Genomic DNA, 26718 nt, shown 5'->3' on the forward strand with positions numbered 1-26718 from the left:
TGGTTGACAGGGAATTCACTGCCGTCGCAGACTGTTCATCACTCCAACCAACCAGTTGGTTGTGGAAGCGCACGGAAGCACCGGAGGCCCTCAGCCCATGCCACAGCCGTTCACACCCACCCGCGAGGCACGCATCCCCGCCCGGCCGACGACGACCGGCACCCCTGCCGGCACCGACCGGTCGGCCACCGTCCTGCTGACCCTCATCGCCCTGTGCACCGCGGTCACCGCCGGCAACATCTACCTGGCGGCCCCGCTGCTCCCCCTCATCGCCCACGACTTCGGCTCGGTGCCCCCGGCCGTGGCCTGGATCGCCTCGGTCGCACAGTTCGGATACGCGCTGGGGTTGCTGTTCTTCGCCCCGCTCGGCGACCGCGTGAACCGGCGCCCCCTGGTCGCCGTGCTGTCCCTGGCGACCACGGCGGCGCTCGTCGCAGCCGCCGCGGCGCCCGGCACCGGCGCCCTCGCGGCCGCCGTGTTCGTCGCCTCCGCCGCGACCGTCGTCCCGCAGTTGCTCGTCCCTCTGGTCGCCGAACGCGCTCCCGCCGACCGCCGCGCCCGCCATGTCGCCGCGGTGATCGCGGGCCTGTTCACCGGCATCGTCGCCGCCCGGGTGCTCGGCGCTCTGGTCGGGCAGGCCTTCGGCTGGCGCTGGGTGTTCATGGGCGCGGCCGTGCTGACCCTCGCGCTCGGGGTGGCCACCGCGCTGGCCCTGCCCGCGGAGCGCCGCCGCCGCACCGGCCCCCTGCTGTCCGGCGTCACCGCGTTGCCGGGACTCGTCCGGCACTCGCCCGAGCTGTGGCGGGCGTGCCTGCGGCAGGCCGGGATGTTCGGCGCCTGGAGCGCCCTGTGGACCTCGCTCGCACTGCTGCTCACGGGCCGCTCCTACGGCCTGTCTACCGCGACCGCCGGGCTCTTCGGCCTCTTCGGCCTGGCGGCCAGCGCGGTGGCCCCGCTCGCGGGCGGGCTGGTCGACCGCTTCGGCGCCACGAAGGTCGTCCGGTCCGCATACGTCCTGGCCGCCGCGTCCGTGCCGCTGTTCTGGCTGGGCGGGCAGGTGATGGCCGCGCTGTTCGTGGCTGCCGTCGCGATACACGCGGCGCTGGTGGCCTCCCACGTGGCCAACCAGACCCTGGCCCTGACCACCACCTCCACCCCGGCGACCGCCAACACCGCCTATGTCGTCTCCGGCTTCGCGGGCGCCGCCCTGGCCTCCTCCGCGGCCGGCCCGGCCTTCGCCCACTGGGGCTGGCCGGGCGTGTGCGCGATCGCGGCGGTGTGGCTGGTGCTGGGGTGGGTGACCACTTCGGTACCGCCGGGCCGGCGGTAACGGGCCCTGGGGGCGGGGCCACTTGCGCGCCATGTACGTGCCATGTGCGTGCCGGCTGGCCACCGGGTGCGTGTGGTGGGGGGGGCGCCGGGTGCGCGTGGTGGGGGGCGCCGGGTGGCAGCCCCATGGCTGTCCATGGCTGTCCATGGCTGTCCATGGCTGTCCATGGCTGTCCACCCGGGCGTACCGCTGTGCGTGGCGGTCGGGGAGGGCGTCCTACCCGTCCGTGGCCGTCAGAGACTCGTGACGTCCAGTTCCCCGGCCGCGTACTGCCGGCGCAGCACCTTCTTGTCGAACTTGCCGACGCTGGTCTTCGGGACCGCCTCGATGACCGTCCAGCGTTCCGGGAGCTGCCACTTGGCGATCTTGCCCTCCTCGGCGAGGAAGGCGCGCAGGGTCTCGAAGTCGGCGGTGGCGCCCTCCTTGAGGACGACGGTGGCCAGCGGGCGCTCCCCCCACTTGTCGTCGGGCACGGCGACGACGGCGGCCTCGGCGACGTCCGGGTGGGACATCAGGGCGTTCTCCAGGTCGACCGAGGAGATCCACTCGCCGCCGGACTTGATGACGTCCTTGGCACGGTCGGTGAGGGTGAGGAAGCCGTCGGGGCTGATGGTGCCCACGTCACCGGTCTTGAGCCAGCCGTCCTCGCTGAACTTGTCGGCGGGGCGGAGCGGTTCGGCGTCGGGGCCGTTGTAGTAGGCGCCGGCGATCCAGGGGCCGCGGACCTCCAGCTCGCCCGCCGCCTCGCCGTCCCAGGGGAGGCGTTCGCCGCCGGGACCGGTGAGGCGGGCCTCGACGCCGGCCGGGAAGCGGCCCTGGGTGAGGCGGTAGGAGAACTCCTCGTCCGTGCCGATGGCGTGGGCCGGGGGACGGGCCACCGTGCCCAGCGGGGAGGTCTCGGTCATGCCCCAGGCGTGACAGACCCGCATGCCGAGCTCGTCGAAGGCCCGCATGAGGGAGGGCGGGCAGGCCGAGCCACCGATGGTGACCTGGGTGAGGGTGGAGACGTCCCGGGGGCGGGCGGTCAGCTCGCCGAGCAGACCCTGCCAGATGGTGGGGACGGCGGCCGCGTGGGTGGGCTTCTCGCGCTCGATCATCTCGGCGAGCGGGGCGGGCTGCAGGAAGCGGTCCGGCATCAGCAGATTCACGCCGGTCATGAAGGTGGCGTGCGGCAGGCCCCAGGCGTTGACGTGGAACTGGGGGACCACGACGAGCGAGGTGTCCTGGTCGGTCAGGCCCATGGACTGCGTCATGTTGACCTGCATGGAGTGCAGGTAGATGGAACGGTGGCTGTAGACGACGCCCTTGGGGTCGCCGGTGGTGCCGGAGGTGTAGCACATGGAGGCGGCCTGGCGCTCGTCCAGCTCCGGCCAGTCGTACGTGGTCGGCTTCGCCGCGATGAGCTCCTCGTACTCGTGCATCCGCGCGGGGGCGCCGGTGAGCAGCGAACGGTCGCCGGGGCCGGTGACGACCACGTGCTCGACCGTCTTCAGGTGCGGCAGCAGCGGGGCGAGCAGCGGCAGCAGGGAGCCGTTGACGATGATCACCCGGTCGGCCGCGTGGTTGACGATCCAGGCCAGCTGCTCGGCGGGGAGGCGGAGGTTGAGCGTGTGCAGGACCGCGCCCATGGAGGGGATCGCGAAGTAGGCCTCGAGGTGCTCCGCGTTGTTCCACATCAGGGTGGCCACGCGCTCGTCGTCCACGACTCCCAGGTCCTCGCGCAGGGCGTGCGCCAGCTGGGCCGCGCGGGCACCGACCTCGGCGAAGGAACGGCGATGCGGTTCCTCCTCACCGGTCCAGGTGATCACCTGCGACGAGCCGTGGATCGCCGACCCGTGGGTCAGGATCCTCGAGATCAGCAGCGGTACGTCCTGCATGGTGCTCAGCACGGCGGTCCTCCCGGGGCGACATTGCCTACGCGGTGGTAAGGGATGCGCTGATTCTGCGCACATACCACTTGGTATGTCACTAGGGGCGGGTCATCGATCACGTGACCTTTTGCACTGGCCGTCCGTGCCGCAGCACACACCGGCTAGCGCACGAGCCCCAGCTCGGAGTCCTCGCGCAGCTTGCCGAGCGCCCGCGACACCGCCGACTTCACCGTGCCCACGGACACGCCGAGCACCTCGGCCGTCTGCGCCTCGGAGAGGTCCTCGTAATACCTGAGGACGACCATCGCCCGCTGCCGGGCGGGCAGCTTCATGATCGCCCGCCACATGGCGTCGCGCAGCGCCTGCTGCTCCGCCGGGTCGGCCGCCTCACCGGGCGCCGGCTCCGGCTCCGGCATCTCGTCGCAGGCGAACTCTTCGACCCTGCGCTTGCGCCACTGCGAGGTGCGGGTGTTCAGCAGCGCGCGGCGGACGTAGCCGTCGAGCGCCCGGTGGTCCTCGATCCGCTCCCACGCGACGTAGGTCTTGGTGAGCGCGGTCTGCAGCAGGTCCTCCGCGTCGCTCGGGTTCGCGGTCAGCGACCGGGCGGTGCGCAGCAGCACCGGCCGGCGGGCCCGCACGTACGACGTGAACGACGGATACGCCAGGCTCTGCGTCGCCGGGACGGCCGCGGTCGACGCGCTGGTGCAGACGGGTGTGGTCATGGCTCCACGCTAGGAGCGGCACCGGCTCCCGCGGATCGGCCGCAGGTCCCGAAGCGGAGTCCGCCTCAGGTTGTAGGGGTGGGGTCGACCGCACCTACTGGAGGTGGACGAGGCGGGGCCGCGCACTGCGGGTTCACCCCTGGGTGGCGCCTTCGGTGAGGTCCGGGATGACGCCCGGGATGACGCCCGGGATGACGCCCGGGATGACACCCTGGGCGGCGCCGGAGAGAGCGGGGTACGGGGTGGCTTCAGCCGTCCGCCGTGAGGACCAGGCCCGACGTCGGCACGCCGGTGCCTGCCGTCACCAGGACCCGGGCCGCCCCCGGCACCTGGTTCACGGAGGTGCCGCGCAGCTGCCGTACGGCCTCCGCGATGCCGTTCATCCCGTGCAGATACGCCTCGCCGAGCTGTCCTCCGTGTGTGTTCAGCGGCAGCCGCTCCCCGGCCACGAAGTCCGCCGCCTCCCCCTTGCGGCAGAACCCGAACTCCTCCAGCTGCATCAGCACGAACGGCGTGAAGTGGTCGTACAGGATGCCGACGTCGATGTCGGCCGGGGTGAGTGAGGACGTCCGCCACAGCTGGCGCGCCACCACACCCATCTCCGGCAGGCCGGTCAGGTCGTCACGGTAGTAGCTGGTCATCTGCTCCTGGGCACGGCCCGCGCCCTGTGCCGCCGCCGCGACCACTGCGGGCGGGCGCGGCAGGTCGCGGGCCCTCTCGACGGAGGTGACGACGAGCGCCTGGCCGCCGTCCGTCTCCTGGCAGCAGTCCAGCAGCCGCAGCGGCTCGGCGATCCAGCGCGAGGCCGCGTGGTCGGCAAGGGTGATGGGCCTGCCGTGGAAGTACGCCGCCGGGTTGGCCGCCGCGTACTTGCGGCCGGTGACGGCCACGTGCCCGAACGCCTCCGGCGTCAGCCCGTAGGTGTGCAGATAGCGCTGGGCTGTCATCGCCACCCAGGAGGCCGGGGTGAGCAGACCGAACGGCAACGCCCAGCCGAGCGCCACGCCCTCCGCCGACGGCTCCCGGTGCTGTAGCCCGGCGCCGAACCGGCGGCCCGAGCGCTCGTTGAAGGCGCGGTAGCAGACCACCACCTCGGCCACGCCCGCCGCGACCGCGAGTGCCGCCTGCTGGACGGTCGCGCAGGCCGCCCCGCCGCCGTAGTGGATCCGGGAGAAGAAGGACAGCTCGCCCGCCCCGCAGGCCTGGGCCACGGTGATCTCGGGGCTGGTGTCCATCGTGAACGTGACCATTCCGTCCACGTCCCCGGGTGCGAGCCCCGCGTCGTCGAGCGCCGCCCGCACCGCCTCCACGGCCAGCCGCAGCTCACTGCGCCCGGAGTCCTTGGAGAACTCGGTCGCCCCGATCCCGGCGATCGCCGCGCGTCCGCCGAGGGCGTCCCGGGTGCGCGCGCTCATGACCCGCCCTCCGGGGGGAGGATGACGGTGACCGTGCCGGTCACGTGGGTGCCCAGGCGGTTCTCGCCGCGGACGCGGACCGTCGCCGTGGCGCCGTCCACCTCCTCGACCGTGCCGGACAGCACCAGGGTGTCGCCCGGGTGGCTGGGTGCCCCGAGCCGTATGGCCACCTTGCGGAGCACGGCCGCCGGGCCGAGCCGGTCGGTGAGGTAGCGGCCGACCAGGCCGTTGGTCGTCAGGATGTTCATGAAGACGTCCGGGGAGCCCCTGTCACGGGCCGCCTCCGGGTCGTGGTGCACGTCCTGGTAGTCCCGCGAGGCGATCGCACCCGCCACGATCAGCGTCCGTGTGACGGGGATCTCCAGCGGGGGCAGTCGCGTGCCCGCCCGCACCGTCTCCTTCATCGCCCCTCCCCGGCCCGGAAGACCGGCAGGACCAGGGCGCCGCCGTCGTCCTCGTACCGCCGGAACTCCACCCTGACCGGCAGCCCGATGCGCACCTTGTCGTACGGCACCCCCACCACGTTGCTCACCATCCGCACCCCCTCCGCCAGTTCGATCAGGCCGACCGCGTAGGGAGGGTCGAAGGCGGGGAAGGGCGGGTGGTGCATCACCACGTAGGAGTGGACGGTGCCCTCGCCGCTCGCCTCGACCGTGTCCCACTCCAGGCAGCCGCACGCGTTGCAGCCCGGCAGCCAGGGGTGGCGCAGGGTGCCGCAGCCGGTGCACCGCTGGATCAGCAGCCGGTGCCGGGCGACTCCCTCCCAGAAGCCGGCGTTGTCCCGGTTGACCACCGGGCGGGGGCGCCGGCCCTCGGCAGGCCGCTTCCGCGCGGGCGCGTACTTGAGGATGCGGAAGCGGTGGGTGCCGGCGAGTTCCGCTCCCGCCCTCACGTTCATCCGGGTCGTGACGAAGTACCCCGTGCCGAGCCTGGTGGTCTTGCGGTCCGAGACCGACTCGATCACCGCGTCGAAGGTGACCCGGTCCCCCGGCCGCAGGGGCCGCAGGTACTCCTGCTCGCAGTCGGTGGCGACCACGGAGGTGCAGCCCGCCGCGTCGAGCAGCGCGAGCAGTTCGCCGTAGGCGTCGGTGCGTCCCGCGTGACCGGACAGGCCGCCCATGGTCCACACCTGGAGCATCGTGGGCGGGGCGATCGCGTCCGGCCCGGTGTAGGCCGGGTTCGTGTCGCCCATTGCCTCGCACCAGTGCCGGATCATCGGCGCGTTCACGGGGTCCTTGCCGGTCCCGGCGACAGCGGCCGCGCGCCCCTCGAACTGCTTGAGCCGCGCGCCCAGTTCGTCCTCCTGCTGCTCGACCATTTTCTGACTGTCTGTCAGAACTGATGGGGTGTCAAGACCAGGGTGGTACCTGCGGCCGGGAGGTCAGGGGCCCCTGGGAAAACGTCTGCGCGGCGGTGCCGAAGCACCGCCGCGCAGACGTGTGTTGCGTCCCCAAAAGCACACCCGCAAGGGAGTTCAGGGCCGGCGGGTCCCCAGAATGCCCGCCGGCCCGCCCCGGCTCACCACAGACGGGTGAAGTGGATGGCGACGTTCTTGTTGCCCTGCTGGATGGCCGTGAACGCGGAGCCGTTGACCTGTGCGTTGTTGCTCTGGTTCGAGGCGCCGGAGCCTGCCGCCTGTTGCTGCGCGGTGGACGAGTTGCCGCTGTTGTTGTGGCCGACTCCGCTGCCCGCGAGGCTCGCGGCCCCCGCGTTCGATCCGCCGCCCGCGAAGGCGCCGTCGTCCGCGGCCGCGACCCCGGTGAAGAGGGCGGCCGCGAGTGGGACGGCCGCGACGGCGGCGAGAACGCGGGCGGTACGGATGCTTGCCATATTGCTCCTCCAGTAAGAGGTACACCTGCTGCCTGCCGGAAGCAGTGAAGCCGCGCAAAGCGGCGGAGACTTGCGTGAAATGGCGTGAAGTTGCGTGAACTACGGCTTTCACCAGGGCAGTTGGCCGACCGCCCGGGCTGTCTCTCTCGACGTCGCGAGATCAGGATTGCCCACGGGATCCCGGCGAACCACCCCGGAAGCCCTGATTCGCACGCAAGCGTGAGGACAAGTCGATAAACCCCTTTCGCCACCTTTCCTGCCCCGGAAGCGGCGACAGGGACCGACCAGGACCCTCACCCACGCAGCGCTGCAAGGGGAGGAACCGTTCCGCCACCTCCCGGCCGTACCCCGCGCCGGGGCCGCACCCCCGGGCGCGTCACATCCTCCCCTCTTCCCTTTTTCGAACGTACGTACGAAAATGAAGTCATGGCCACCATCGACCGGCAGGCCACGACCCTGGCCCTCGCATACGCGCTGTCAGCCGCCGAACGCGGACTGGCCGTCATTCCCCTGTCCCGGACGAAGCTCCCGGCCCTGCGCTCCCCGCACCGCGACGCCCCCGGCCCCGCCCCGGCCGTCCCTCCCTGCCACGGCGAGTGCGGCCGCTTCGGCCACGGCGTCTACGACGCCTCCACCGACCCCAGGCGCATCCGCGAGCTGTTCGCCGCCGCACCCTGGGCCACCGGCTACGGCATCGCCTGCGGACTGCCCCCGCACCACCTGATCGGCATCGACCTGGACACCAAGACCGGCACCGACTCCTCGGCCGCGCTGCGCGAACTCGCCCTGCGCCACCTGTTCACCATCCCCGCCACCGTGGTCGTCCTGACCCCCAGCGGCGGCCGCCATCTGTGGCTGAGCGGACCGCCGGACGTCGTCGTCCCCAACTCGGCCGGCCGCCTGGCCCCCGGCATCGACATCCGCGGCGCCGGCGGCTACCTGGTCGGCCCCGGCTCCCGCACCGAACACGGCGTGTACGCCACCGCCCCCGGCACCGCCCACCTCGCCCCCGCGCCCTGCCCACGATCCCTGCTGCGCCTGCTGCTCCCGCCGCCCCGCGTTCCCCACCACCCCGTGCCGCCGTCCGCCGGCCGGCACGGCCAGGGCCTGGTGCAGTTCGTCCTCGCAGCCCACGAGGGCCAGCGCAACACCCGCCTGTTCTGGGCCGCCTGCCGCGCCTACGAGGACGGCATCGGCCCCGCCCTCGTCGACCCCCTGGTCGACGCGGCCCTGAACACCGGCCTCACCGAACGCGAGGCCCGCGCAACCATCGCCTCGGCGGCCCGTCTGACGGGGCACCGGCCGTGAGCCCACGGCGGCGCGCTCGTCCGCCTTCGGCAGGTCCCGGCTCCTTGCGCTCTCAGAAGACCGGCCGGCGGCCGGAACCCCACTCGCTCCCTTGCGGTTGAGGCCGGTCACTCCTGCGTCGCGGCATGTGAGTGAAAGCCGTGCGCGTCCCGCGGTGGACAGGACCGCCCGGGTAGACATTCATATGTTTTCCCGACGATCAGGTTAAAAGCCTGTTTTCCGCAACAGAGGGAGCGCATGGAATGGAACTGAAGCGCAGGGTTGCCGCGTCGCTGGCCACCGCGGTCGTCATGACGTTCATCGGGGCCGGAGCTGCCGAAGCTCAGACGCGGCCCGGGGCCGAACAGTTGGTGCAGCTCGTCAACGCTCGGTCGACTCCGGAAGGGACGAAGCGCTGTCAGGACATCGACTCCGCAGGCAACGAGTACTACCTGCAACCCCCCACCGCGTACGTCTCGGCGGTGTGTGACGGCAGGCTGTACGTCTTGACGGTCGACGAGTCGACCAGCCCGCCCACCGCCATTGGCAACTGGCAGCTCGTGGGTGGCCCCACCGACGTCGTCGGCGCCACAGTGGCATCCAACATCGACGACGTCTACGGCGGCCCGGTGCTCATCACCGCGTTGACCAGGAGGGGAGACGTGTGGCACGGCACATGCGCAAACAGCCGGCCGATCGGGTCGTGCACGTTCACGTCGCTGCCCCACCCGCCTCAGTGATCCGAGGCGGCCTCCAGGCCCCCAACGGCGGGCCCGTCCTGGCGTAGCCGTTTCCCCGGCGGCGCCACGGCTCTCCCCGTCGCCGAACCCCGGCGCGTCCGACCCGCGCCGGGGTTCGCCGTCGTGCTCAGAACTGCAGCGCCCAGGAGTCGATCTTCCCGGTTTCGGACAGCCCGTAGTCACCGACCCTCAGTTTCCAGGTGCCGTTCGCCGTCTCCGAGGAGGCGTTGACCGTGTAGATGGTGTCGATGTCGTCCGAGCTGCCGCCGGTTCCGTAGGGCTTGAGCAGGTAGGCCGACCCGTCCGGCGCGATCAGCTGGATCCGGAGCTGACCGATGTACGTGTGCTTGATGTGCACCTCCACACCGAGGGCCGAGGGCGCGTTACCGGGAACCCCTGTGACGGTGATCGGCGACTGCGCGGTGGAGAAGTCGTGGATCGGGTAGTCCGCGGTGTTCTCGAAGCGCGGTCCGGTCGGGGGCGGCGGCGGGGGCGTCGCCGCACCGCCGACGACATTGAGCAGCCGGTTGGGGGAGCCGGGGCCGGGGCCGGACACCACGCCGGTGGACGCGGCGCCCGTCAGGGCCGAGGCGACCTGCGCGGGCGTCGCCGTCGGATGGTCCGCCAGGTAGAGAGCCGCCGCTCCCGTGACGTGCGGTGCCGCCATCGAGGTGCCGGACAGGACGGCCGTGGCCGTGTCGCTGGTGTTCCAGGTGGACGTGATCGACGAGCCCGGAGCGAAGAGGTCGAGGACCGGGCCGTAGTTGGAGTAGCCGGCCCGCACATCGCTCAAGGTGCTGGCACCGACCGTGAGTGCCTCGCTCACCCGGGCGGGCGAGGAGCCGGAGGCGTCCGTGTTGCTGTTGCCGGCGGCGACCGCGAAGGTCACGCCGGAGGCGATGGTGTTGCGGACGGCCGTGTCGAGCGCGCTGTCGGCGGGACCGCCGAGGGACATGTTGGCCACGGACGGGCCGCTGTGGTGCTGGGCCACCCAGTCGATGCCGGCGACCACCTGCTCGGTCGTGCCGGAGCCCGCGTCGTTCAGGACGCGGACGGCGACGACCTTCGCCTTCTTGGCGACGCCGTACGAGCTGCCGGCGACCGTGCCCGCGACGTGCGTGCCGTGGCCGTGGCCGTCCTGCGCAATGGGGTCGTTGTCGATGAAGTCGTAGCCGCTGGAGGCACGGCCACCGAAATCGTTGTGGGTGATGCGTACGCCGGTGTCGATGATGTACGCGGTCACACCCTGGCCCGCCGAGTCTGGGTACGTATACCTGCCGTCGAGCGGCAGGGTCTTCTGGTCAATGCGGTTCAGGCCCCAGGAGGGCGGGTTCGACTGGGTGGCGTCGAGGTGGAGCGTCCGGTTCTGGACGACGGAGGAGACGGCCGAATCGGCGGCGAACCGTTTGGCGTCGGCCGCCGTGGCGCGGATCGCGTACCCGTTGAGGGCCTTGGCGTAGATACGCCCAATGGTGGCTCGGTACTTCGCAGCAAGCGCCTGACCGTTGCCGGAGTCGGCCTTCATGGCGCCGTCCTTGAGGACGACGATGTAACTGCCAGGAACGGCGTTCGACGCGTCCGCGTACTGGACTTGGCCCTGCGGGCCCGGCGTCGGATCGGGGACGAAGGCCGAAACAAGGCCGACGGCCAGGGCCGCCGCACCGATCCCGGCCAGTCTCCGCCGGGCCTGAGGCATGAACGCCATCCGAGGATCCTCCTTTCACGGATACAGCACAGGCAGAAACTATGACATATCGTCACAAATACTAAGGACTAACGACCTTGGAAACAGTTGTTTCGGATGCGGTGGGCACCGTGACACGCGAAGGACCGCACGGGCTGGGAAGGGTGCGCAGCGGTCCTGGGGCCCGCGGGGCACACGGTCCGCGCCCGTTCCGCCCGTCCCCGCCGGCCGGCGTGCGCGAAGGTGCCGGCCCGGGGTGACGGTGCTGCCGAAGGGCCGGGGAGCGTGCCCCCTCCCGTGCCCGGTCGACCCGGTCGAGCGGGACATCACGGGGAACACCGGGCGATCACGGTAAGGGACCGCACCGACGGCCCCCGACCGGTCCACCAGGTCAGGGGCCGTTGAGCAGAGCGGTGGGTGTGGGATTCGAACCCTCGGCGACCTTCCGTTGTTCAGCAGTCGCAGCTGCCTTGTTGCGCTCTTCATGAGCGGTAGCGACGCGTGAAAGAAGAACGAATGGCCCGGTATTGGTCTTGCCATGCTTGCCATGCTGTCGTTGACTGCCTCCGCTTCGGCGGCCGAGCAAGGGCGTGATGCCTCTCAGCAGCCACTCCGTGCAGTTGAGGTCACGGTAAACGAGCACACCGAGACCAAGACCGTAATTGACGGAAAAGTGGCCAAGGTAGAGAAATCACCCGTACCGGGGGTCACGTACTTCTTTAGCCCGCAGGCGCCCGACTACAGGGGTGACTCGTAATACGGGCACTTCACTGGGCAAGTGCACTACTACGACCCTCACATGGCGTTAGCGTGGAGCATGAAGCTCCACGCTAACGTGGCCGCAACGGCAACTGGTCCAATGACGGAGAGTGCCACGGCAACGCGGAACGGTCGCAGTTTCGGCTACGCTGACAGCCATCCCTCCATAGCCGCGAACTACCTGGTGCATTCGTCGTTCCGGGTGGACACCAGTCACTACGTGCTCACGGTCAACGAGCACTTCCGTAGCGGTCGCAGTACGCAGTACATCACGACCGTTTTCGACTTCATCGTGACGCCAATTCTAGCCGTCAGAGGATATACTCATGACAAACCTGAAGGAACTTTCCGGGCGTGTTCTTCGCGACCTGTCGGTGGGTATTGAAGAAACACCAACCATCACCTTCTCCGCGCCGGACGGAGAAGGTTACGTGGAGATACTCCTACAAGACGAATCAGGAATGGGTGTGGGCTTCATTGTGAACCCCTCGGCACCGGAAGCGGAAATTCTATTTGAAATGGCCTATAGAATCCCCGACGTCTATGTCGAGCTGTACGCGGTCGGGCTACCCGTAGTTCCAGGTACCGAGCGACCCGCCACTCCGAAAATTCTGGCGGATGAGGTCGCTTGGGAAGATCCAAGCGAAAACGGCACATGGTCATGCGTGGTTGGGCAATATCGGCGTGCCTGGGAGCATTGGCGGGAGGACGAGCACAACTGACGGCAGTACGGATCCGTCCACGCCATCGAGCCACCTGATTCAACACCGACGCGTCGCCCGCCAACGTGTCTCAAGGGCGTTGAGGTGGCGATCGGCCCCGCCTGCTGAACAAGGGGGACGCCCCCGAAGAGGCCACGTCCGCAGCCGATCGCGTGCATCGCGGCGTAGTAGACGCACGCGAAGAACGCGACCAGGTGGGCCCCGCGAGGAACCTGTGCGCGGACGGCGTCCAACAGGGCGCGTGCCTGAGTCGGCTCAGCGCCGACCAGTGTGACCTCCCCGCGGAGGGGTGGGGGCGGCTCATGCTCGCCGGCGCCCGGCCGCAAGTGGGGTCGGCAGGACGGACGACGGCAAGCCGCACGAGGAGCAGCAGTTCAAGCATCGGGCGGGACACCGCCGAATCAGGGTGAGACAAGGTGCGCGCAGAGGGGGTGCCCCGGATGGCGGGCACCCCCTCTGACCTGCACTGTCTATGACCTGCGCGGTGGGTGTGGGATTTGAACCCACGGTGACATCGCTGCCACGACGGTTTTCAAGACCGTTCCCTTAGGCCGCTCGGGCAACCCACCCCGCGCCGGCCGTGATCGGCGGCGCGGGACAAGACTAACGGGTTCGCGGGCGCGTGTGGGGGTCAGCTGCTGTCGCCGGCGCGGGAGCCGAGGGTGAGGTCGACGGTGTGCTCCTTGCCGCCGCGCTGGTAGGTGATCGTGACCTTGTCGCCGGGCTTGTGGGTCCAGATCTCGCCGATGAGGGTGGGGCCGGAGTCGATCACCCGGTCGTCGAGCTTGCTGATGACGTCGCCGGGCTTGAGGCCGGCCTTGTCGGCGGGGCCGCCCGGTTCCACCGCGGCGGAGCCGCTGACGCCCTGGTCGGTGATCTTGGCGCCGTTGGTCGAGTCCTCCAGGGACACCGACGCGCCGATCTTCGCGTAGACCGGCTTTCCGGTCTTGATCAGCTGCTGGGCGACGTACTTGGCCTGGTTGATCGGGATGGCGAAGCCCAGACCGACCGAGCCGGACTGGCCGGAGCCGCCGAGACCACCGCTGCCCGTGGACTGGATCGCGGAGTTGATGCCGATCACCGCGCCGCGCGCGTCCAGGAGCGGGCCGCCGGAGTTGCCCGGGTTGATGGACGCGTCCGTCTGCAGGGCGCTCATGTAGGACGCCTTGCTGCCGGAACTGCCGTCGCTGGAGGCGACCGGGCGGTTCTTGGCGCTGATGATGCCCGTCGTCACAGTGTTCGACAGGCCGAAGGGGGCGCCGATGGCGATCGTCTCGTCGCCGACGGCCATCCGGTCGGAGTCGCCGAGGGGCAGCGGCTTGAGATCGGACGGGGGGTTCTTGAGCTTGATGACCGCGACGTCGTAGCCCTGCGCGTGGCCGACGATCTCGGCGTCGTACTTCTTCCCGTCCGGGAAGGTGGCGGTGAGTTTGCCCCCGTCGACGGCGTCGGCGACGACATGGTTGTTGGTGACGATGTGGCCCTGGGCGTCGAACACGAAGCCGGTGCCGGTACCGCCCTGGCCGCTGTTGTTCTCGGCCTCGATGGTGACCGTGCTCGGCAGCGCCTTGGCGGCCACGCCCGCGACCGAGTTCGGGTCGCGCTTGACCTGCGAGGCGCCTGTGTCCGAGGCGGAGACGGTGGTGGAGCCGCTGTCGTCGTTCCTGGCCAGGGTGTAGCCGATGCCGCCGCCCAGGCCGCCGGCGACCAGGGCGGCCACCAGGACCGCCGCGACCAGCCCGCGCCGGCCGCCCGGCTTCGGCGCCGGCTGCTGGTACGCCGTACCCCAGCCGGAGCCCGCGCCGGCGCCGCCGTCGGCGTAGGTGGGCGTGGCGGGGGCCGGGGGTGGCCAGGGGGCGCCGGTGGGAGTGCCGGGGCCCTGCGGTCCGTGGGTGTGCGGGCCCGGGCCCTGGGGTCCGTGGGCGGGCGCGCCGGTGTGCAGCGCGTCCTGCTGGGGCGCCCCGGGCGCGTACGGGGGCGTGCTGGGGGGTGGGGGCGTGGGGGCGCCGCTCTGGGGGACGGCCGGCTCCGGGGAAGCTGCGGGAGATTCCACCGGCACGGGAGGTGCGGACGGGGCCGGGGGTACCGCGGTGCCCTCGTTCTCGGTGCTCACAGCTCTTCTCCTCGATCCACGGCTGTTGTTGTCGGTCGCACTCGGTCACGCTCGCTCGTGCCTGCCGACGACCCGGCGTGCTCCAGCTGTGCATGTTCAGGTGTATGTCGTCAGCTTTTCCCATGGGCCGTCAGAGCACCATAAGCGGTGGCTGTGGGTCCAGGGTCATTCTTTATATGGGTCATCTCACATGAAACAGACACATTATCGACGCCCGTTCGCCGTCACGCGTACCCCCTGGCGGTGGCACCATGACGCGGTGACCCACGCACGACAGCACCACATCCAGGTCGTCGCCCACCGCGGAGCCTCCGAGGCCGCCCCCGAGCACACGCTCGCCGCCTACCGCAAGGCGATCGAGGACGGCGCGGACGCCCTCGAGTGCGACGTACGGCTGACCGCGGACGGCCACCTCGTCTGCGTGCACGACCGCCGCGTCAACCGTACGTCGAACGGCCGTGGAGCGGTGTCGGCCCTGGAGCTCGCCGATCTCGCCGCGCTGGACTTCGGGTCCGGCCGGAGCCGCGCCTTCTGGCGGGGCCGGGACGAGGAGCCCGACTGGGAGGTCCGGCCGGAGGACCCCGAGGACACCTCCGTCCTCACGCTGGAGCGGCTGCTCGAACTCGTCGCCGACGCCGGGCGGCGGGTGGAACTGGCCATCGAGACCAAGCACCCCACACGGTGGGCGGGGCAGGTCGAGGAGCGGCTGCTGGTGCTCCTGAAGCGGTTCGGCCTGGACGCCCCGGACTGCACCGACGCCTCGCCGGTACGGGTCATGAGCTTCTCGGCGCGCTCGCTGCACCGGGTGCGGGCGGCCTCGCCGACGCTGCCGACGGTCTATCTGATGCAGTTCGTCTCGCCCCGGCTCCGGGACGGGCGGCTGCCGGCGGCGGTCCGTATCGCGGGTCCCTCCATCCGGATCGTGCGCAGCAATCCGGGGTACGTCGAGCGGCTCAAGGAGGTGGGGCACCAGGTGCACGTGTGGACCGTCAACGAACCCGAGGACGTCGACCTCTGCGCCGACCTGGGCATCGACGCCATCATCACCAACCGTCCGCGCGCGGTCCTGCATCAGCTCGGCCGCTGATCGGTAGCCGATCGGCCACGATCGGCCCCAGCCCTTGACCGGGCCGGTCCACTGCACCATCCTCCGGTTTCGGCCACACCGAAGAAATCCAGCCAGATGATGCCAGAGAGTGCTCCGGCGCGTTCGTTGCGTGTTCGACCGTTCGAATGCGCCGCCTGACAGGGATTGGCCGGTTTCCGGTACAGGCCAATGGGGCATCCACACCGTGGCGTGGGGCGAAGGAGGTCTCGGGGGTGGCGTTGGTGGTGGCACAGGAGGTGCCCACGTCGTCGAGCATGGCCGTACCCCATGGCCCTGCGGGCGTGGGGGAAGCAAGACACCGGATGCGCGATCAGTTGCGCAACGGTGGCGTGACGGAATCGGTCATCGAAGATGCCGTGCTGATCCTTTCCGAACTTTTGAGCAACGCCTGCAAACACGGCCGGCCGCTCGGCGACGCCCTGGCCGGTGACGGCGACGTGCGGGCCGCCTGGCGTGTCGACGCCGGTGGCCGGCTGGTGGTCGAGGTGACGGACGGCGGGGGCCCGACCCGCCCGGCTCCGGCCACCCCCTCGGTCACCGCGCACGGCGGCCGCGGACTGAACATCATCACCGCGCTCTGTGACGACTGGGGTGTACGGGACGACGTCCGCGGCGAAGTCACCGTGTGGGTGGTCGTCCACGACGACGTGCACGACCCCGACGCCGGCCACCGCCGCGACGACTTCGCCACCCGCATCACCGCCCCGCCGGTGTCGGCCCTTGCCGAACTGGGCTTCGTGGACGCCTTCGACGACCTGGACTGAGCCCTGAAGCGCAGGCACGCACCCGCTTCCGGATCCGGCTCGGGTCCGGCTCGGGTCCGGCTCGGACTCTGCCCGATGAGCTCGGACTGCTGCCCGATGAGCTCGGACTGCTGCACGGACGGGCGGAGTCTCCGCGAGGGCCGTTGACCGCTGAGCGGCGGGGGCGACCGGCGACGGGTAGGTCGTGCCGCCCCCGCACCACCAGGCAGGTCCCGGCGGTCCGCCCCGCCCCTGACTCCGCGGTGCGAGAGCGCCGCGCGCGGCAGGGCGCGCCGCCCGGCCTCGACGCACCGCCCTTCCCCTCCCGCGCCGCCCCGGCTCCTGCGCCACCGCACCGCCCCGCCTTGTCCCGGCTTCCGGTCGTTGACCGCGTGAACGGCTAGGCTCCCGCCCGTACGAGACGAGCCGTAACCGGGAGACACCCAGATGGCCAAGAAGCGACCCCAGACGAAGGCCAAGCGCCCGCAGCTCACGAACGGGGAGATCCCGGTTGTCGGCGCCCGCGAGCCGTGCCCCTGTGGCAGCGGCCGCCGCTACAAGGCCTGCCACGGCCGGACCGCCGCACACGCGGCGACCGAGCTGGTGCAGCGGCCGTTCGAGGGACTGCCCGGCGAGTGCGACTGGGTGGCGCTGCGCGAGCTGGTCCCTGCCGCCACGGTCGAGCTGACGCTCGGGGAGGGCCTGCCGGAGGACGTCCCGTCGGTCACGCTCGCCACGGTGCTGCCGATGGCCTGGCCGGCGCTGCGGCGCGACGACGGCTCGGTGCTGATCGGCCTGCAGAACGACACGGCCTCCGGCGACATCAGCCGCGATCTCGCCGACACCCTCCGGCGCGCCCTGGAGGCCGAGCCCGGCACCCCGGTGCAGGGCCGCCGCGCCCCGGCCGACGGTCCGCGGCTGCAGGACCTGCTCGATCCGGCGGCCCCCTTCGAGCCGGTGGTGCACGCGGGCTTCGAGTTCTGGGTCCCGGACGCGGACAACGCCACCCCTGAGGTCGCCGCCTCCCTGGAGCGGGCCAACGCCGCGGCCATCCCGACGGTGCGCCTGGAGAGCGTGGACGCCGCCTACTGGTGCGAGACACCGGAGAAGAACCACCTGCGCTGGGTCATGCCGCACCCCGAGGAGCAGCTCCTCGACGCGCTCGCGCGGCTGCACGCTGCGGGCCGTTCGAACCTGGGCGAGGGCACCCGGCTCGTCGGCTCCTTCCGCGCCCACGGTCTGACCGTGCCCGTCTGGGACCTGCCAAGCGGGGTCGGCGCCCAGGACGTGGAGAAGGCCGCCGCCGAGTTCGCCGAGCGGCTGACCGGCGCGCTCGCCACGGACGCGCCGCTGACCGTGGACGAGCGGCGGGCCCGCGGCGGCCTGACCAACCGCCAGGTCACCCTCAGCTGACGCACGGGCCGACCGGCCCCGCCCGTCCCCGTCCACCGACAGCCGAGCCGCGGACCCGGCCGACAACAGACCGCCTCCGGCCGATCCGCAGCCCGGCACACCCACAGACCGCCTCCGGCCGCCCCCTCGAGACCGGTCGCCGTCAGCCGTCAGCCGTCCCCGGAACCGGTCGGCCGGCCGGCCGGCCGAGAGGTCGCTCCGGCCATTTCCTGATCCTGCAAGCACACTTGCCGGCCGTCTCCCGGCCATTCCCCGGATCCGGCACGCAAACCGGCAAACCACCTCCGGCCCGTCCCCCGACCCTGACACCCGGCACAGCCGACCTCCCGCCGATCCCCGCACCCGGGGGACCCGGCACCGGTCACCCCCGACCGACCCCGCCCCGGCACGCAACGGGTCACGTCAGCCGATTTCCGCACCCAGACGGTCACCCGGGTCGCCCCTCGGCCGCCCCCGGGCCCGGCCGACCCGCGCCTCTCCCTCCGCAGCCGATCCACCGCCCGGCTGACCGGCCGGTCAGCCGGACACCGTGCACGGAACAGGTGGTTCCGGCCGTAACTCCCGCTCCGCGTGGGCGAGTCGGTGTCCGGAAAGGCAGCCCACCCGGTGACCGGAAAGCCGAGATCGAATTTGCTAACCGCCGATCTCTTGTTACCGTTCCAGTAGCCCGGTTGCTGGTGCATCCCCCGTCGCCAGCAACCGGGTCTTTTCATCTGCGTCGCCGCTCACCGAGCGCAGCCCTCCCTCAGCCGCCCGTTTCCCGGGGCGAGTTGCTGCCCGAGCGCAGCAGCAACGGCCCGCTCCCGCCGTGTCCGGCGAACTCCGCGACGGCCGTGTACGCCGCCGGTGCCCCACGGATGTGCTCCCGGGGCGTCTCGCACGTCTCCGGCTCGTCGTCGCCGTCCAGCGCGCAGCGCATCTGCACGGTGCGGTCGCCGGGCCCCATGAGGGTCAGGGCCGCGTCCAGCGGCTCGCCGGTGGCGTTGCGGTAGTAGGTGCGCGCCCAGGTCTGTGCGCCCTGGGTCAGCACGCAGGTCTGCGCCTCGACGCCGTCGGGTGAGGTGACCTCCGGGCCGCAGCGTGCGGCGGTGGCCAGGCCCAGGCCGAGCAGCAGCGGGGAGCGGCTGGGCGCGGCGGAGGGCACCTTGTCGTCGCCCCGCGGCAACGGCGGTACCGCCAAATGGCCGGCGGAGCGGTCGGCGGCCCGGTTCTGATCGCCCACCTGACCCGCGGACGCCACGGCGAACGGCAGGACGACGGCGCCCGCCACCACGGCCATGAGGGCGAGCAGACGGACTCTTCGGGGGTCCGGCCGGTCGCGCAGTGGCGATCGGCTTCCGGCTCCCTCGGGATGACGCAGCATAAAGGGAAGATAACGACCAGAACGGGCGTCCGGCCGCGCCCGTGTCCGACACCCCCTACAACTCGGGCGCGCTCACACCCGTACGAGTGAGGGCCTCGACCACGGCGTCCACCACGGCCTCGACATCGGGCACCCAGGGCGAGGCGGAGCCGGGCAGCGGCGCACGTTCCCAGCGGATCGAGCCGGCGCCGGTCTCGGACGGCGGCAGGGCGAGATAGCCGCCCTCGCCGTGGAAGCGGAGGGAGCCGGGGACGAAGTCCTTGGCGTAGAGCAACTCGCCCAACTGCTCCATGGAGTACGGCTTCACGAGGATCGCCCAGCGTGCGGGCGAGGCGACGACGGGCCCGAGCCGCATGCCGACGCGGTCGAGCGCGCCGAGGGCGCGGGCGGCCGCGAGGGCCGGCAGGCTCACTGCGCAGGGCGCCCTGCCGCCGGTGGCCAGGACGATCGGCGCGGACGGCCGGTTGGTCCACCACCAGCGCACCATGCGGGGGTCCGTGGTGGCCGCGAGGAGACCGGGGTCGAAGGGATGCGCACCGGGCACCGTGCACTCCGGGTCGGGGCAGCCGCAGCGGCCGGGCCGCCGCGGATCCGGTGCCACGCCCGGGAGTACGGGCCACTGCCACTGGGACGCGAAGGTCAGCGCCGCGCCGATCAGCTCAGGCCTCCCGTCGCTGCGCTGGGACAGGAGCCTGCGTCGCCTTCCGGGGATCTCGCGCATGAGCGCTCGTCCTTTCCGTTGCACCGCTGGCAACACCGTGGGCCACATCACACCATGTGTCGATCACTTCACTGTGCGTACCTATTGGCGCATCACACCCCTGCCTTCAGGCACGGGGAACCCCTATGGGCCGAGCATTGGCTGCTTCCGCGGCAGCCCCGTCCATACTGCGTCTACCAAAAGCATGGGCGTGGCGTGGGGTGGCGGAGCATGGCGTTTTGCCGTCACGCGTTTTGCTCTCCGCCTCCACCGCGGAGGATGGGGCACGGTCGTCGGTGGATAGGACGCCCGGGTCCGTCACCAGGTTCCGGGTGACCCCCAACCACCCCTGGCCTTCTCCGAGTACGTACCCATCACGACCGCTGTGACGCTCTGTGGAGCAAACCCAGTCGACCGCAATAAGGCGTTACCCGAGGCAGTTTCAAGCCAACTTTGTTATTCCGCAAGAGGGCGGGGGGAAGACCCCAACCTCCCCTCTGACACCAGGAATCCCGGCAGGACAATGCTGGACATCCCCTCACGAGTGCGTGTACATGTGGAGACACTGCTGGCGGCGCAGAATGACATGGGGGCTCGCGATGCTTTTGAGCAATACGCACCGGTCGGAAAGCCGGACGCCATGAACTCCCCTCACCCCTCGAAAGTGGCCGGAATCGATTCAACGGTTCCCGCGCCCGCACACACTGTCGCGCCCGCGCCTGCCGCCCCGGGTACCTCCCCGGCCGCCTCACCAAACGGCGCGCACTCCCCCCACCCCGGGCACCCGCCGGGCGCCCTGCTGCAGGACCGTCTCGCGGGCTGGGTCTCCGACCTCACGACCCTGCACGAGCTCACCGAGCGGCTGGCCCGCACCAATGGACTCGACGCCGCTCTGAAGGAACTGCTCCGCGCCGGTGCCGCCCTCGTGGGCGCCCGGCGCGGTCTCGTCGTACTGGAACCGGACGACGGACTCGGCCCCGACACCACCATCGGCCTGGGCCTGGCCCGGTCCGATCTCGGTCACATCGAGACCGTGCCGCGCAGCGCGATGCCCCACGGCGCGCTCCTGGACACCGCCACCGGGCTGCCGGGCGGCGAGGGCGAGATCGTGCACCCCGACCTGTTCGCCGAGGACGGCCTCGACCCCCGCCACCGCGAGGTGGCCGCCCGCCTCGGCTACGCCGCCAGCTACGCGCTGCCCCTGTCCACCGAGGCCGCCGGCCGACTCGGCGCCGCGGTGTGGCTCTACGACGAGCCCGCCCAGCCGGTCGAGCGGCAGCGCCACCTCGCCGGCCTCTACGTCCGCTTCGCCACCGAACACCTGGCGCGCCTGCTGGAGGGCGAACGCACGCGCGCGTGCATGGCGACGATGTACGAGGAGCTGCTGCCCTCCCGGCTGCCCCGTGTGCCCGGCGTCCAGCTCGCGGCCCGGCACCGCACCAGCCGGCGGGGCGGCGGCGACTGGTACGACGCACTGCCGCTGCCCGACGCCGCGCTCGGCCTCGCGGTCGGCTCGGTCACCGGCTCCGGGCCCGGCGCGGTGGCCGCGATGGGCCGGCTGCGGGCGTCCCTGCGCGCGTACGCGGTGATGGAGGGCGAGGACCCCGTCGCCGTCCTGTCCGACCTGGAGCTGCTTCTGCGGCTGACCGAGCCCGCCCGCTCCGCCACCGCCCTGTTCGCCTACTGCGAGCCCGCGCTGCGCAGGATCACCCTGGCCGGCGCCGGACACAGCCCGCCGCTGGTGGTCGGCGAGCGGCGCACGGAGTTCGTGGAGACGTCGGTGTCCGCGCCGCTCGGCATGCTCGCCTGCTGGGAGGCGCCGAGCGTGGAGTTCCAGGTGACGGGCGGCGAAACGGTGCTGCTCTACACCGACGGGCTGCTGCACCGCACCGGCGACCCCGTCGACCGCGCCTTCACCCGGCTGCACGCCGCCGCAGCGAGCGTCCCGCGCGCGTTGCGCCACGACCCCGGGGCGGTCGCCGACCACGTGCTGCGCACGGTGCTGCCGGACGGCCTGGACGTGACCGCCGGCGCAAAGGACGTGGCGCTGCTGGCGGCCCGCTTCGAATAGCGGAGGCCGGTGACGGCAGCCGCCCGGCACAGGACCCGCCGGTAACAGGTGCTTCTGCCTCGGGCCCCCTTCCGCACGACCGTACGATGGGGGTGGTCCAGTGCCGTATCGAGGAGGAAGACCGTGGCGGAGGAGCTCCCGGCTGTGTCAGATTCTGCTGCTGACGCAGCGGGCCCGGAGACTGCTGAAGAAGAGTCGATCAAGCAGCGGAAGAACGGCCTGTACCCGGGCGTGTCCGACGAGCTCGCCGAGAACATGAAGTCCGGCTGGGCCGACACGGAGCTGCGCGACCTGAAGCCGGTCGAGCAGGCGGAGCACACCGCCCGCCGCCGCGCCGCGCTGTCCGCGCGTTTCCCCGGCGAGCGCCTGGTGATCCCCGCGGGCAACCTGAAGACCCGCTCCAACGACACCGAGTACCCCTTCCGCTCGTCGGTCGAGTACGCCTACCTCACCGGCGACCAGACGGAGGACGGCGTCCTGGTGCTGGAGCCCACCGCGGACGGCCACAGGGAGACGATCCACCTCCTGCCGCGCTCCGACCGGGAGAACGGCGAGTTCTGGCTCTCCGGCCAGGGCGAGCTGTGGGTCGGCCGCCGGCACTCGCTCGCCGAGTCCGAGGCGCTGTACGGCATCCCGGCCGGCGACGTGCGCGAGCTGGCCGGGCAGCTGCGCGAGGCCACCGGCCCGGTCCGCGTCGTGCGCGGCCACGACGCCGGCATCGAGGCCGCCCTGACCGACAAGGTCACCGCCGAGCGCGACGAGGAACTGCGCGTCTTCCTCTCCGAGGCGCGGCTGGTCAAGGACGACTTCGAGATCGGCGAGCTGCAGAAGGCCGTCGACTCCACCGTGCGCGGCTTCGAGGACGTGGTGAAGGTCCTCGACAGGGCGGAGGCCACCTCCGAGCGCTACATCGAGGGCACGTTCTTCCTCCGCGCGCGCGTCGAGGGCAACGACGTCGGCTACGGCACGATCTGCGCGGCCGGCCCGCACGCCTGCACGCTGCACTGGGTGCGCAACGACGGCCCGGTCCGCCCCGGCGACCTGCTCCTGCTGGACGCCGGCGTGGAGACGCACACCCTGTACACCGCCGACGTCACGCGCACACTGCCGGTCAGCGGCACCTTCAGCGAGCTCCAGAAGAAGATCTACGACGCCGTGTACGAGGCCCAGGAGGCCGGCATCGCGGCGGTGCGGCCGGGCGCCAAGTACCGCGACTTCCACGACGCCGCCCAGCGTGTGCTGGCCGAACGGCTCGTCGAGTGGGGCCTGGTCGAGGGCCCGGTCGAGCGGGTCCTGGAGCTCGGCCTGCAGCGCCGCTGGACACTGCACGGCACCGGCCACATGCTCGGCATGGACGTCCACGACTGCGCCGCCGCGCGCACCGAGACGTACGTGGACGGCACGCTGGAGCCGGGCATGGTCCTCACCGTGGAGCCGGGCCTGTACTTCCAGACCGACGACCTGACCGTGCCGGAGGAGTACCGCGGCATCGGCGTCCGCATCGAGGACGACATCCTGGTCACCGAGGACGGCAACCGCAACCTCTCGGCGGGCCTGCCGCGCCCCTCCGACGAGGTCGAGGCCTGGATGGCGTCGCTGAAGAGCTGATACGAGTGCGACGGCCGGGTACCTGAGGAGGTGCCCGGCCGTTCACGTGCCTAGGGGGAGGGTTTTCGTGGACGTGGACGACTTCTGGTCCGGTGTCGGGGTGGACCTGCATCTGGAACCGGACGCGGCGGCGGGCCGCCGGGTGGGCCTGGAGAAGGCGCTCAGGGACGCCGTACGGGACGGGCGGCTGTCGCCCGGGACACGGCTGCCGGCGACCCGGCGGCTGGCATCCGAGCTGGGCATCTCGCGGGGCACCGCGAAGGCCGCGTACGACCAGCTGGTCGCCGAGGGCTATCTGACGGCGCGGCAGGGCTCGGGCACCCAGGTCGCCGCGCTGCCCACCGTCGACGCCGAGGAACCGGGCGCGGCGGCACGGGCGCGTGCGCCCCGGTTCGACCTGCGGCCCGGCAGCCCGGACGTCGGGGCGTTCCCGGCGGCGGCCTGGCTGCGGGCGCTGCGCCGCGCCATCGCGACGGCGCCCTCGCTGGCGTACGACTACGGCGACCCGCGCGGCCGGATCGAGCTGCGCACGGCGCTGTCGGGGTATCTGGGGCGGGCGCGCGGCGTGATCGCACCGCCGGAGCGGATCGTCATCACCTCCGGGTACATCCAGGGACTGGCGCTCCTCACGCGCGTACTCGACGGTGCCGCGGTCGCCATGGAGGACCCCGGGCTGCCCTTCCACCGGGAGGTGGTGCGGCACAACGGCGGGCAGGTGGTGCCGGTGCGGGTCGACGAGCGCGGTGTCTGCGCCCAGGACCTGGGCGAGGAGCGGGCCGTCGTCGTCACCCCGGCGCACCAGTACCCGACCGGCGTGACCCTGCACCCCGAGCGGAGGCGGGCGCTGACCGACTGGGCACGCGCGCGTGGCGCCCTGATCGTCGAGGACGACTACGACGGCGAGTTCCGCTACGACCGCCAGCCCGTCGGCGCGCTCCAGGGCATGGCGCCCGGTCAGGTCGTGTATCTGGGCACCGCCTCCAAGACCCTCGGGCCCGCCCTGCGGCTGGGCTGGATGGTGCTGCCGCCGCACCTGGTCGACGCGGTTGCCGAGGTCAAGCTGCACAGCGACCACCACACCGAGTCCATCGGCCAGTTGGCGCTGGCCGAGCTCATCGGCAGCCACGCCTACGACCGGCACGTACGCGCGTGCCGGCTGCGTTACCGGCGCCGCCGTGACCAGCTCCTCGACCGGCTCGGCTCCCGGCGCGTGCGCGGGATCGCCGCCGGACTGCACGCCCTGCTCGACGTCGCCGACGAGGCCGGGGTGCTGGCCCGCGCGGAGGAGGAGGGGCTGGCGCTCGGGCGGCTGGGCGACCACTGGCACAGCCCGGGGCAGGAACGGCCGCAGGGCCTGGTCGTCGGGTACGGGACGCCTCGGGAGCGGGTGTACCCCGAGGCGCTGGAGGTGCTGTCGAAGGTCCTGGACCGGGTGTGAAACGTTCCGCCGGAAAAGCGGTGGCGGGGTGGAGTGGAGTGGGACGGGCACGGCCGGAAATGGGCCCTGCAGCCGCCCGGGAAATGGCCGGCGGCGCGGCGGGTCGCCGCCCGGGCGGGCCGATGGCCGCGAAACCCGCGCTCGCCGGCCGGTCCCGTCTCCCCCTACACCGCCATCAGCGGCGCGTCCTCACGCCACTTGAGAATCTTGTCGAAACTCACCACCGCGCCGCCCCGTCCCGGCTTGTTGCCGATGTGGACGTGGTCGGCGAGCTCCTGGATGAGGCACAGGCCACGGCCGTGCTCGGCCTCGGGGTGCGCGGCGCGGACCGGCGTGCGGCGGGCCCCGGACGGGAATCCGGGGCCCGCGTCGGCGACCTCGATGCGGCATTTCTCCCCGTCGAGATAGGCGGTGACGCGGTAGGCCTCGGAGGAGTCGGCGTCCCCGCCGTGTTCGACGGCGTTCGCGCACGCCTCGCTCAGGGCGACGGAAAGGTCGTAGGAGATGTCGGGGTCGACGCCCGCGGTCTCCATCGTGCCGAGGAGCAGCCTCCGGGCGAGCGGCACGCTCGCAGCGTCACGCCGCAGATGGAGAGACCACCAGATGCTCATGCTCCAGCCTCCCGGCCGCGGCTCGACATACCGTTACGTATTGCCCGGCGTGCCCGGTCGTAAGCACCGAGTTGACGCCATACCGCCCGATCGGCGGATGCGGCGGGAACGGAATCGGTGTATGTGCCGGTCACCGACGGCAGAAGGTGACCATCCGGGCGTACGGCACCTTGTGGACCTGCCGTACGGCGTCCGGGGGCCCAGTGGGATGATGGGGCCGCCATGACTGCCCCCCACCAGCGCACGGCGCCTGCCGGACGCGATCTGAGGATGCTCCGGGCCGCGGTGTTCGCCGCGGTCTGCGTCGTGTTGGCCGCGGCCGGTCACACGCTGGCCTCCTGTGCCACGGTGCCGCTGTGGACGCTGGGCGCGGGCTTCCTGAGTGCGCTCGTCGTCGTCGCGCCGCTCACGGGCCGGGCCCGCTCCCTGCCGGGGATCGCGGCGCTGCTCGCAGTCGGCCAGACCGTGCTGCACACACTCTTCGGGCTGGGGCAGCTCGGCACGGACGGCATGGTGTCCGGTGCGATGTCCATGCGGTCGGCGGGTTCCATGGGGTCCATGGGCGCGATGGGGTCCATGGACATGGGGTCGATGAGCTCCATGCCCGCGCTGTCCGACACCGCGCTCGCCGAACGGGCCGCGCGGCTGGTGTGCGGGACCACGGCGGCGGCGATCAGCCCGGCCCACGCCTACAGGCTTCTCGCCGGCGCCCACCTCCTCGACGGCGCCGGCCCGGACACCGGCGCCACACACCACCCGGCGGACGCCCTGACCGCCACGGGCCCGGCGGCCGCGCTGCTGCCCTCCCTGCCCATGCTGCTCGGCCACGTACTGGCCGCGGTCGCCGCGGGCTGGCTGCTGCGCCGCGGCGACCTCGCCCTGCTGCGGCTGATCGAACTCTCCGCGCACGGGGTCGCCGAGACCGCGTTCATGCGGTCCCTGCGCGGGGCGCTGGCGCTGGTGCGCGCCCTGTGCGCCGGGCTGCCGACGGCGCCCGCAACCGGCCCGCGCTTCTGGCGTGCCGCCGACTGTGCGCCTCTCGCGCCACCCCACACCGCCGCAATCCAGCACACGGTGATCCGCCGCGGCCCGCCGGCCGCCCCCGCCCACGTCCTCGCCGCCTGACGCGACGCGACCAACGCCCCACCGAGCGGGTTCCGCCGGAGGAGGTAGGCGGCCGCCGTCGCGCG

The 26718-nt window shown here is 71.9% G+C and carries 22 protein-coding genes and 1 tRNA gene; 11 read left to right on the forward strand and 12 right to left on the reverse strand.

From position 1 onward, the window contains the following. Positions 1-97 precede the first annotated feature (97 nt). The gene (locus tag ACH4UM_RS14585; protein ID WP_398177911.1) at positions 98-1330 is read left to right on the forward strand and encodes an MFS transporter; all 1233 of its coding nucleotides are present in this window, start codon (positions 98-100) and stop codon (positions 1328-1330) included. Positions 1331-1563: 233 nt separating this feature from the next. Here the strand turns inward: ACH4UM_RS14585 and ACH4UM_RS14590 are convergent, their stop codons facing one another. The 6 genes from ACH4UM_RS14590 to ACH4UM_RS14615 all read right to left on the reverse strand — a co-directional run bounded on the left by ACH4UM_RS14590 (position 1564) and on the right by ACH4UM_RS14615 (position 7168). Next, positions 1564-3219: a long-chain fatty acid--CoA ligase gene (locus tag ACH4UM_RS14590; RefSeq protein ID WP_398177913.1), complete on the reverse strand. Its 1656-nt coding sequence runs from the start codon at positions 3217-3219 to the stop codon at positions 1564-1566. Positions 3220-3362: 143 nt separating this feature from the next. Next, positions 3363-3923, reverse strand: coding sequence for a SigE family RNA polymerase sigma factor (locus ACH4UM_RS14595; protein ID WP_398177916.1), 561 nt, complete (start codon positions 3921-3923; stop codon positions 3363-3365). Between the two features lie 248 nt (positions 3924-4171). After that, entirely contained in the window at positions 4172-5338 is a 1167-nt protein-coding gene (locus ACH4UM_RS14600; protein WP_398177919.1) for a lipid-transfer protein, read from the reverse strand. After that, positions 5335-5742, reverse strand: a complete 408-nt coding sequence (locus ACH4UM_RS14605; protein WP_398177921.1) for a MaoC family dehydratase — start codon at positions 5740-5742, stop codon at positions 5335-5337. The genes ACH4UM_RS14600 and ACH4UM_RS14605 overlap by 4 nt, the downstream gene beginning before the upstream one ends. Beyond that, the gene (locus tag ACH4UM_RS14610) at positions 5739-6656 is read right to left on the reverse strand and encodes a bifunctional MaoC family dehydratase N-terminal/OB-fold nucleic acid binding domain-containing protein (protein WP_398177924.1); all 918 of its coding nucleotides are present in this window, start codon (positions 6654-6656) and stop codon (positions 5739-5741) included. The genes ACH4UM_RS14605 and ACH4UM_RS14610 overlap by 4 nt, the downstream gene beginning before the upstream one ends. Before the next feature lie 200 nt (positions 6657-6856). Next, entirely contained in the window at positions 6857-7168 is a 312-nt protein-coding gene (locus ACH4UM_RS14615; protein WP_398177927.1) for a hypothetical protein, read from the reverse strand. 426 nt (positions 7169-7594) lie between these two features. Between ACH4UM_RS14615 and ACH4UM_RS14620 the strand changes: the two genes are divergently transcribed. Together ACH4UM_RS14620 and ACH4UM_RS14625 are read left to right on the forward strand one after the other, a co-directional pair. Further along, positions 7595-8476, forward strand: coding sequence for a bifunctional DNA primase/polymerase (locus tag ACH4UM_RS14620; RefSeq protein ID WP_398177930.1), 882 nt, complete (start codon positions 7595-7597; stop codon positions 8474-8476). A gap of 242 nt (positions 8477-8718) precedes the next feature. Beyond that, positions 8719-9195: a hypothetical protein gene (locus tag ACH4UM_RS14625; protein WP_398177933.1), complete on the forward strand. Its 477-nt coding sequence runs from the start codon at positions 8719-8721 to the stop codon at positions 9193-9195. A 127-nt stretch (positions 9196-9322) separates the two neighbouring features. Here the strand turns inward: ACH4UM_RS14625 and ACH4UM_RS14630 are convergent, their stop codons facing one another. Then, on the reverse strand, positions 9323-10900 hold the full coding sequence (locus tag ACH4UM_RS14630; protein ID WP_398177935.1) for a S8 family peptidase: 1578 nt from the start codon (positions 10898-10900) through the stop codon (positions 9323-9325). Positions 10901-11964: 1064 nt separating this feature from the next. Here ACH4UM_RS14630 and ACH4UM_RS14635 point away from each other — a divergent pair. Next, complete coding sequence (locus ACH4UM_RS14635) at positions 11965-12360, forward strand: hypothetical protein (RefSeq protein ID WP_398177938.1); 396 nt, start codon at positions 11965-11967, stop codon at positions 12358-12360. Positions 12361-12842: 482 nt separating this feature from the next. Here ACH4UM_RS14635 and ACH4UM_RS14640 read toward each other — a convergent pair. Next, positions 12843-12929 (reverse strand) — tRNA-Ser (locus tag ACH4UM_RS14640). Positions 12930-12991: 62 nt separating this feature from the next. Continuing rightward, positions 12992-14473, reverse strand: coding sequence for a S1C family serine protease (locus ACH4UM_RS14645; protein ID WP_398177941.1), 1482 nt, complete (start codon positions 14471-14473; stop codon positions 12992-12994). Between the two features lie 259 nt (positions 14474-14732). Here ACH4UM_RS14645 and ACH4UM_RS14650 point away from each other — a divergent pair, with 259 nt between their 5' ends. The 3 genes from ACH4UM_RS14650 to ACH4UM_RS14660 all read left to right on the forward strand — a co-directional run bounded on the left by ACH4UM_RS14650 (position 14733) and on the right by ACH4UM_RS14660 (position 17737). Next, positions 14733-15560 carry a glycerophosphodiester phosphodiesterase gene (locus tag ACH4UM_RS14650; protein ID WP_398177944.1) on the forward strand — a complete coding sequence of 276 codons (828 nt, stop codon included), beginning with the start codon at positions 14733-14735 and terminating at the stop codon, positions 15558-15560. 146 nt (positions 15561-15706) lie between these two features. Beyond that, positions 15707-16345, forward strand: a complete 639-nt coding sequence (locus ACH4UM_RS14655; RefSeq protein WP_398177947.1) for an ATP-binding protein — start codon at positions 15707-15709, stop codon at positions 16343-16345. Positions 16346-16771: 426 nt separating this feature from the next. Beyond that, a complete protein-coding gene (locus tag ACH4UM_RS14660; RefSeq protein ID WP_398177950.1) occupies positions 16772-17737 on the forward strand; it encodes a DUF5926 family protein in 966 nt (321 codons plus the stop codon). Positions 17738-18482: 745 nt separating this feature from the next. On the opposite strand, the gene ACH4UM_RS14665 is transcribed toward ACH4UM_RS14660, so the two are convergent. Further along, on the reverse strand, positions 18483-19016 hold the full coding sequence (locus ACH4UM_RS14665) for a hypothetical protein (RefSeq protein ID WP_398178644.1): 534 nt from the start codon (positions 19014-19016) through the stop codon (positions 18483-18485). A gap of 139 nt (positions 19017-19155) precedes the next feature. After that, positions 19156-19821: a bifunctional DNA primase/polymerase gene (locus ACH4UM_RS14670; protein ID WP_398177952.1), complete on the reverse strand. Its 666-nt coding sequence runs from the start codon at positions 19819-19821 to the stop codon at positions 19156-19158. Between the two features lie 502 nt (positions 19822-20323). On the opposite strand from ACH4UM_RS14670, the gene ACH4UM_RS14675 reads away from it, so the two are divergent. The 3 genes from ACH4UM_RS14675 to ACH4UM_RS14685 all read left to right on the forward strand — a co-directional run bounded on the left by ACH4UM_RS14675 (position 20324) and on the right by ACH4UM_RS14685 (position 24917). Further along, on the forward strand, positions 20324-21871 hold the full coding sequence (locus ACH4UM_RS14675) for a SpoIIE family protein phosphatase (protein ID WP_398177955.1): 1548 nt from the start codon (positions 20324-20326) through the stop codon (positions 21869-21871). Positions 21872-21994: 123 nt separating this feature from the next. Beyond that, positions 21995-23479 (forward strand): aminopeptidase P family protein, encoded by a 1485-nt coding sequence (locus ACH4UM_RS14680; protein WP_398177958.1) that lies wholly within the window; start codon positions 21995-21997, stop codon positions 23477-23479. A 73-nt stretch (positions 23480-23552) separates the two neighbouring features. Next, on the forward strand, positions 23553-24917 hold the full coding sequence (locus ACH4UM_RS14685; protein WP_398178646.1) for a PLP-dependent aminotransferase family protein: 1365 nt from the start codon (positions 23553-23555) through the stop codon (positions 24915-24917). A gap of 164 nt (positions 24918-25081) precedes the next feature. On the opposite strand, the gene ACH4UM_RS14690 is transcribed toward ACH4UM_RS14685, so the two are convergent. Continuing rightward, entirely contained in the window at positions 25082-25528 is a 447-nt protein-coding gene (locus tag ACH4UM_RS14690) for an ATP-binding protein (RefSeq protein WP_398177961.1), read from the reverse strand. Positions 25529-25750: 222 nt separating this feature from the next. Between ACH4UM_RS14690 and ACH4UM_RS14695 the strand changes: the two genes are divergently transcribed. Continuing rightward, positions 25751-26653: a hypothetical protein gene (locus ACH4UM_RS14695; protein ID WP_398177964.1), complete on the forward strand. Its 903-nt coding sequence runs from the start codon at positions 25751-25753 to the stop codon at positions 26651-26653. Positions 26654-26718 lie beyond the last annotated feature (65 nt).

Origin of the sequence: Streptomyces sp. NPDC020801 (assembly GCF_044334385.1) — a bacterium.
Taxonomy (GTDB): Bacteria; Actinomycetota; Actinomycetes; order Streptomycetales; family Streptomycetaceae; genus Streptomyces.

What these genes read in the sequence shown, in the direction of transcription:
- ACH4UM_RS14660 (WP_398177950.1), top strand. Translation starts at nt 16,772, where the DNA reads ATGGCCAAGAAGCGACCCCAGACGAAGGCCAAGCGCCCGCAGCTCACG.
- ACH4UM_RS14595 (WP_398177916.1), bottom strand. Translation starts at nt 3,923, where the DNA reads ATGACCACACCCGTCTGCACCAGCGCGTCGACCGCGGCCGTCCCGGCG.
- ACH4UM_RS14675 (WP_398177955.1), top strand. Translation starts at nt 20,324, where the DNA reads ATGCTGGACATCCCCTCACGAGTGCGTGTACATGTGGAGACACTGCTG.
- ACH4UM_RS14605 (WP_398177921.1), bottom strand. Translation starts at nt 5,742, where the DNA reads ATGAAGGAGACGGTGCGGGCGGGCACGCGACTGCCCCCGCTGGAGATC.
- ACH4UM_RS14655 (WP_398177947.1), top strand. Translation starts at nt 15,707, where the DNA reads ATGCGCCGCCTGACAGGGATTGGCCGGTTTCCGGTACAGGCCAATGGG.
- ACH4UM_RS14600 (WP_398177919.1), bottom strand. Translation starts at nt 5,338, where the DNA reads ATGAGCGCGCGCACCCGGGACGCCCTCGGCGGACGCGCGGCGATCGCC.
- ACH4UM_RS14620 (WP_398177930.1), top strand. Translation starts at nt 7,595, where the DNA reads ATGGCCACCATCGACCGGCAGGCCACGACCCTGGCCCTCGCATACGCG.
- ACH4UM_RS14670 (WP_398177952.1), bottom strand. Translation starts at nt 19,821, where the DNA reads ATGCGCGAGATCCCCGGAAGGCGACGCAGGCTCCTGTCCCAGCGCAGC.
- ACH4UM_RS14585 (WP_398177911.1), top strand. Translation starts at nt 98, where the DNA reads ATGCCACAGCCGTTCACACCCACCCGCGAGGCACGCATCCCCGCCCGG.
- ACH4UM_RS14695 (WP_398177964.1), top strand. Translation starts at nt 25,751, where the DNA reads ATGACTGCCCCCCACCAGCGCACGGCGCCTGCCGGACGCGATCTGAGG.
- ACH4UM_RS14625 (WP_398177933.1), top strand. Translation starts at nt 8,719, where the DNA reads ATGGAACTGAAGCGCAGGGTTGCCGCGTCGCTGGCCACCGCGGTCGTC.
- ACH4UM_RS14630 (WP_398177935.1), bottom strand. Translation starts at nt 10,900, where the DNA reads ATGGCGTTCATGCCTCAGGCCCGGCGGAGACTGGCCGGGATCGGTGCG.
- ACH4UM_RS14610 (WP_398177924.1), bottom strand. Translation starts at nt 6,656, where the DNA reads ATGGTCGAGCAGCAGGAGGACGAACTGGGCGCGCGGCTCAAGCAGTTC.
- ACH4UM_RS14615 (WP_398177927.1), bottom strand. Translation starts at nt 7,168, where the DNA reads ATGGCAAGCATCCGTACCGCCCGCGTTCTCGCCGCCGTCGCGGCCGTC.
- ACH4UM_RS14690 (WP_398177961.1), bottom strand. Translation starts at nt 25,528, where the DNA reads ATGAGCATCTGGTGGTCTCTCCATCTGCGGCGTGACGCTGCGAGCGTG.
- ACH4UM_RS14635 (WP_398177938.1), top strand. Translation starts at nt 11,965, where the DNA reads ATGACAAACCTGAAGGAACTTTCCGGGCGTGTTCTTCGCGACCTGTCG.
- ACH4UM_RS14665 (WP_398178644.1), bottom strand. Translation starts at nt 19,016, where the DNA reads ATGGCCGTGGTGGCGGGCGCCGTCGTCCTGCCGTTCGCCGTGGCGTCC.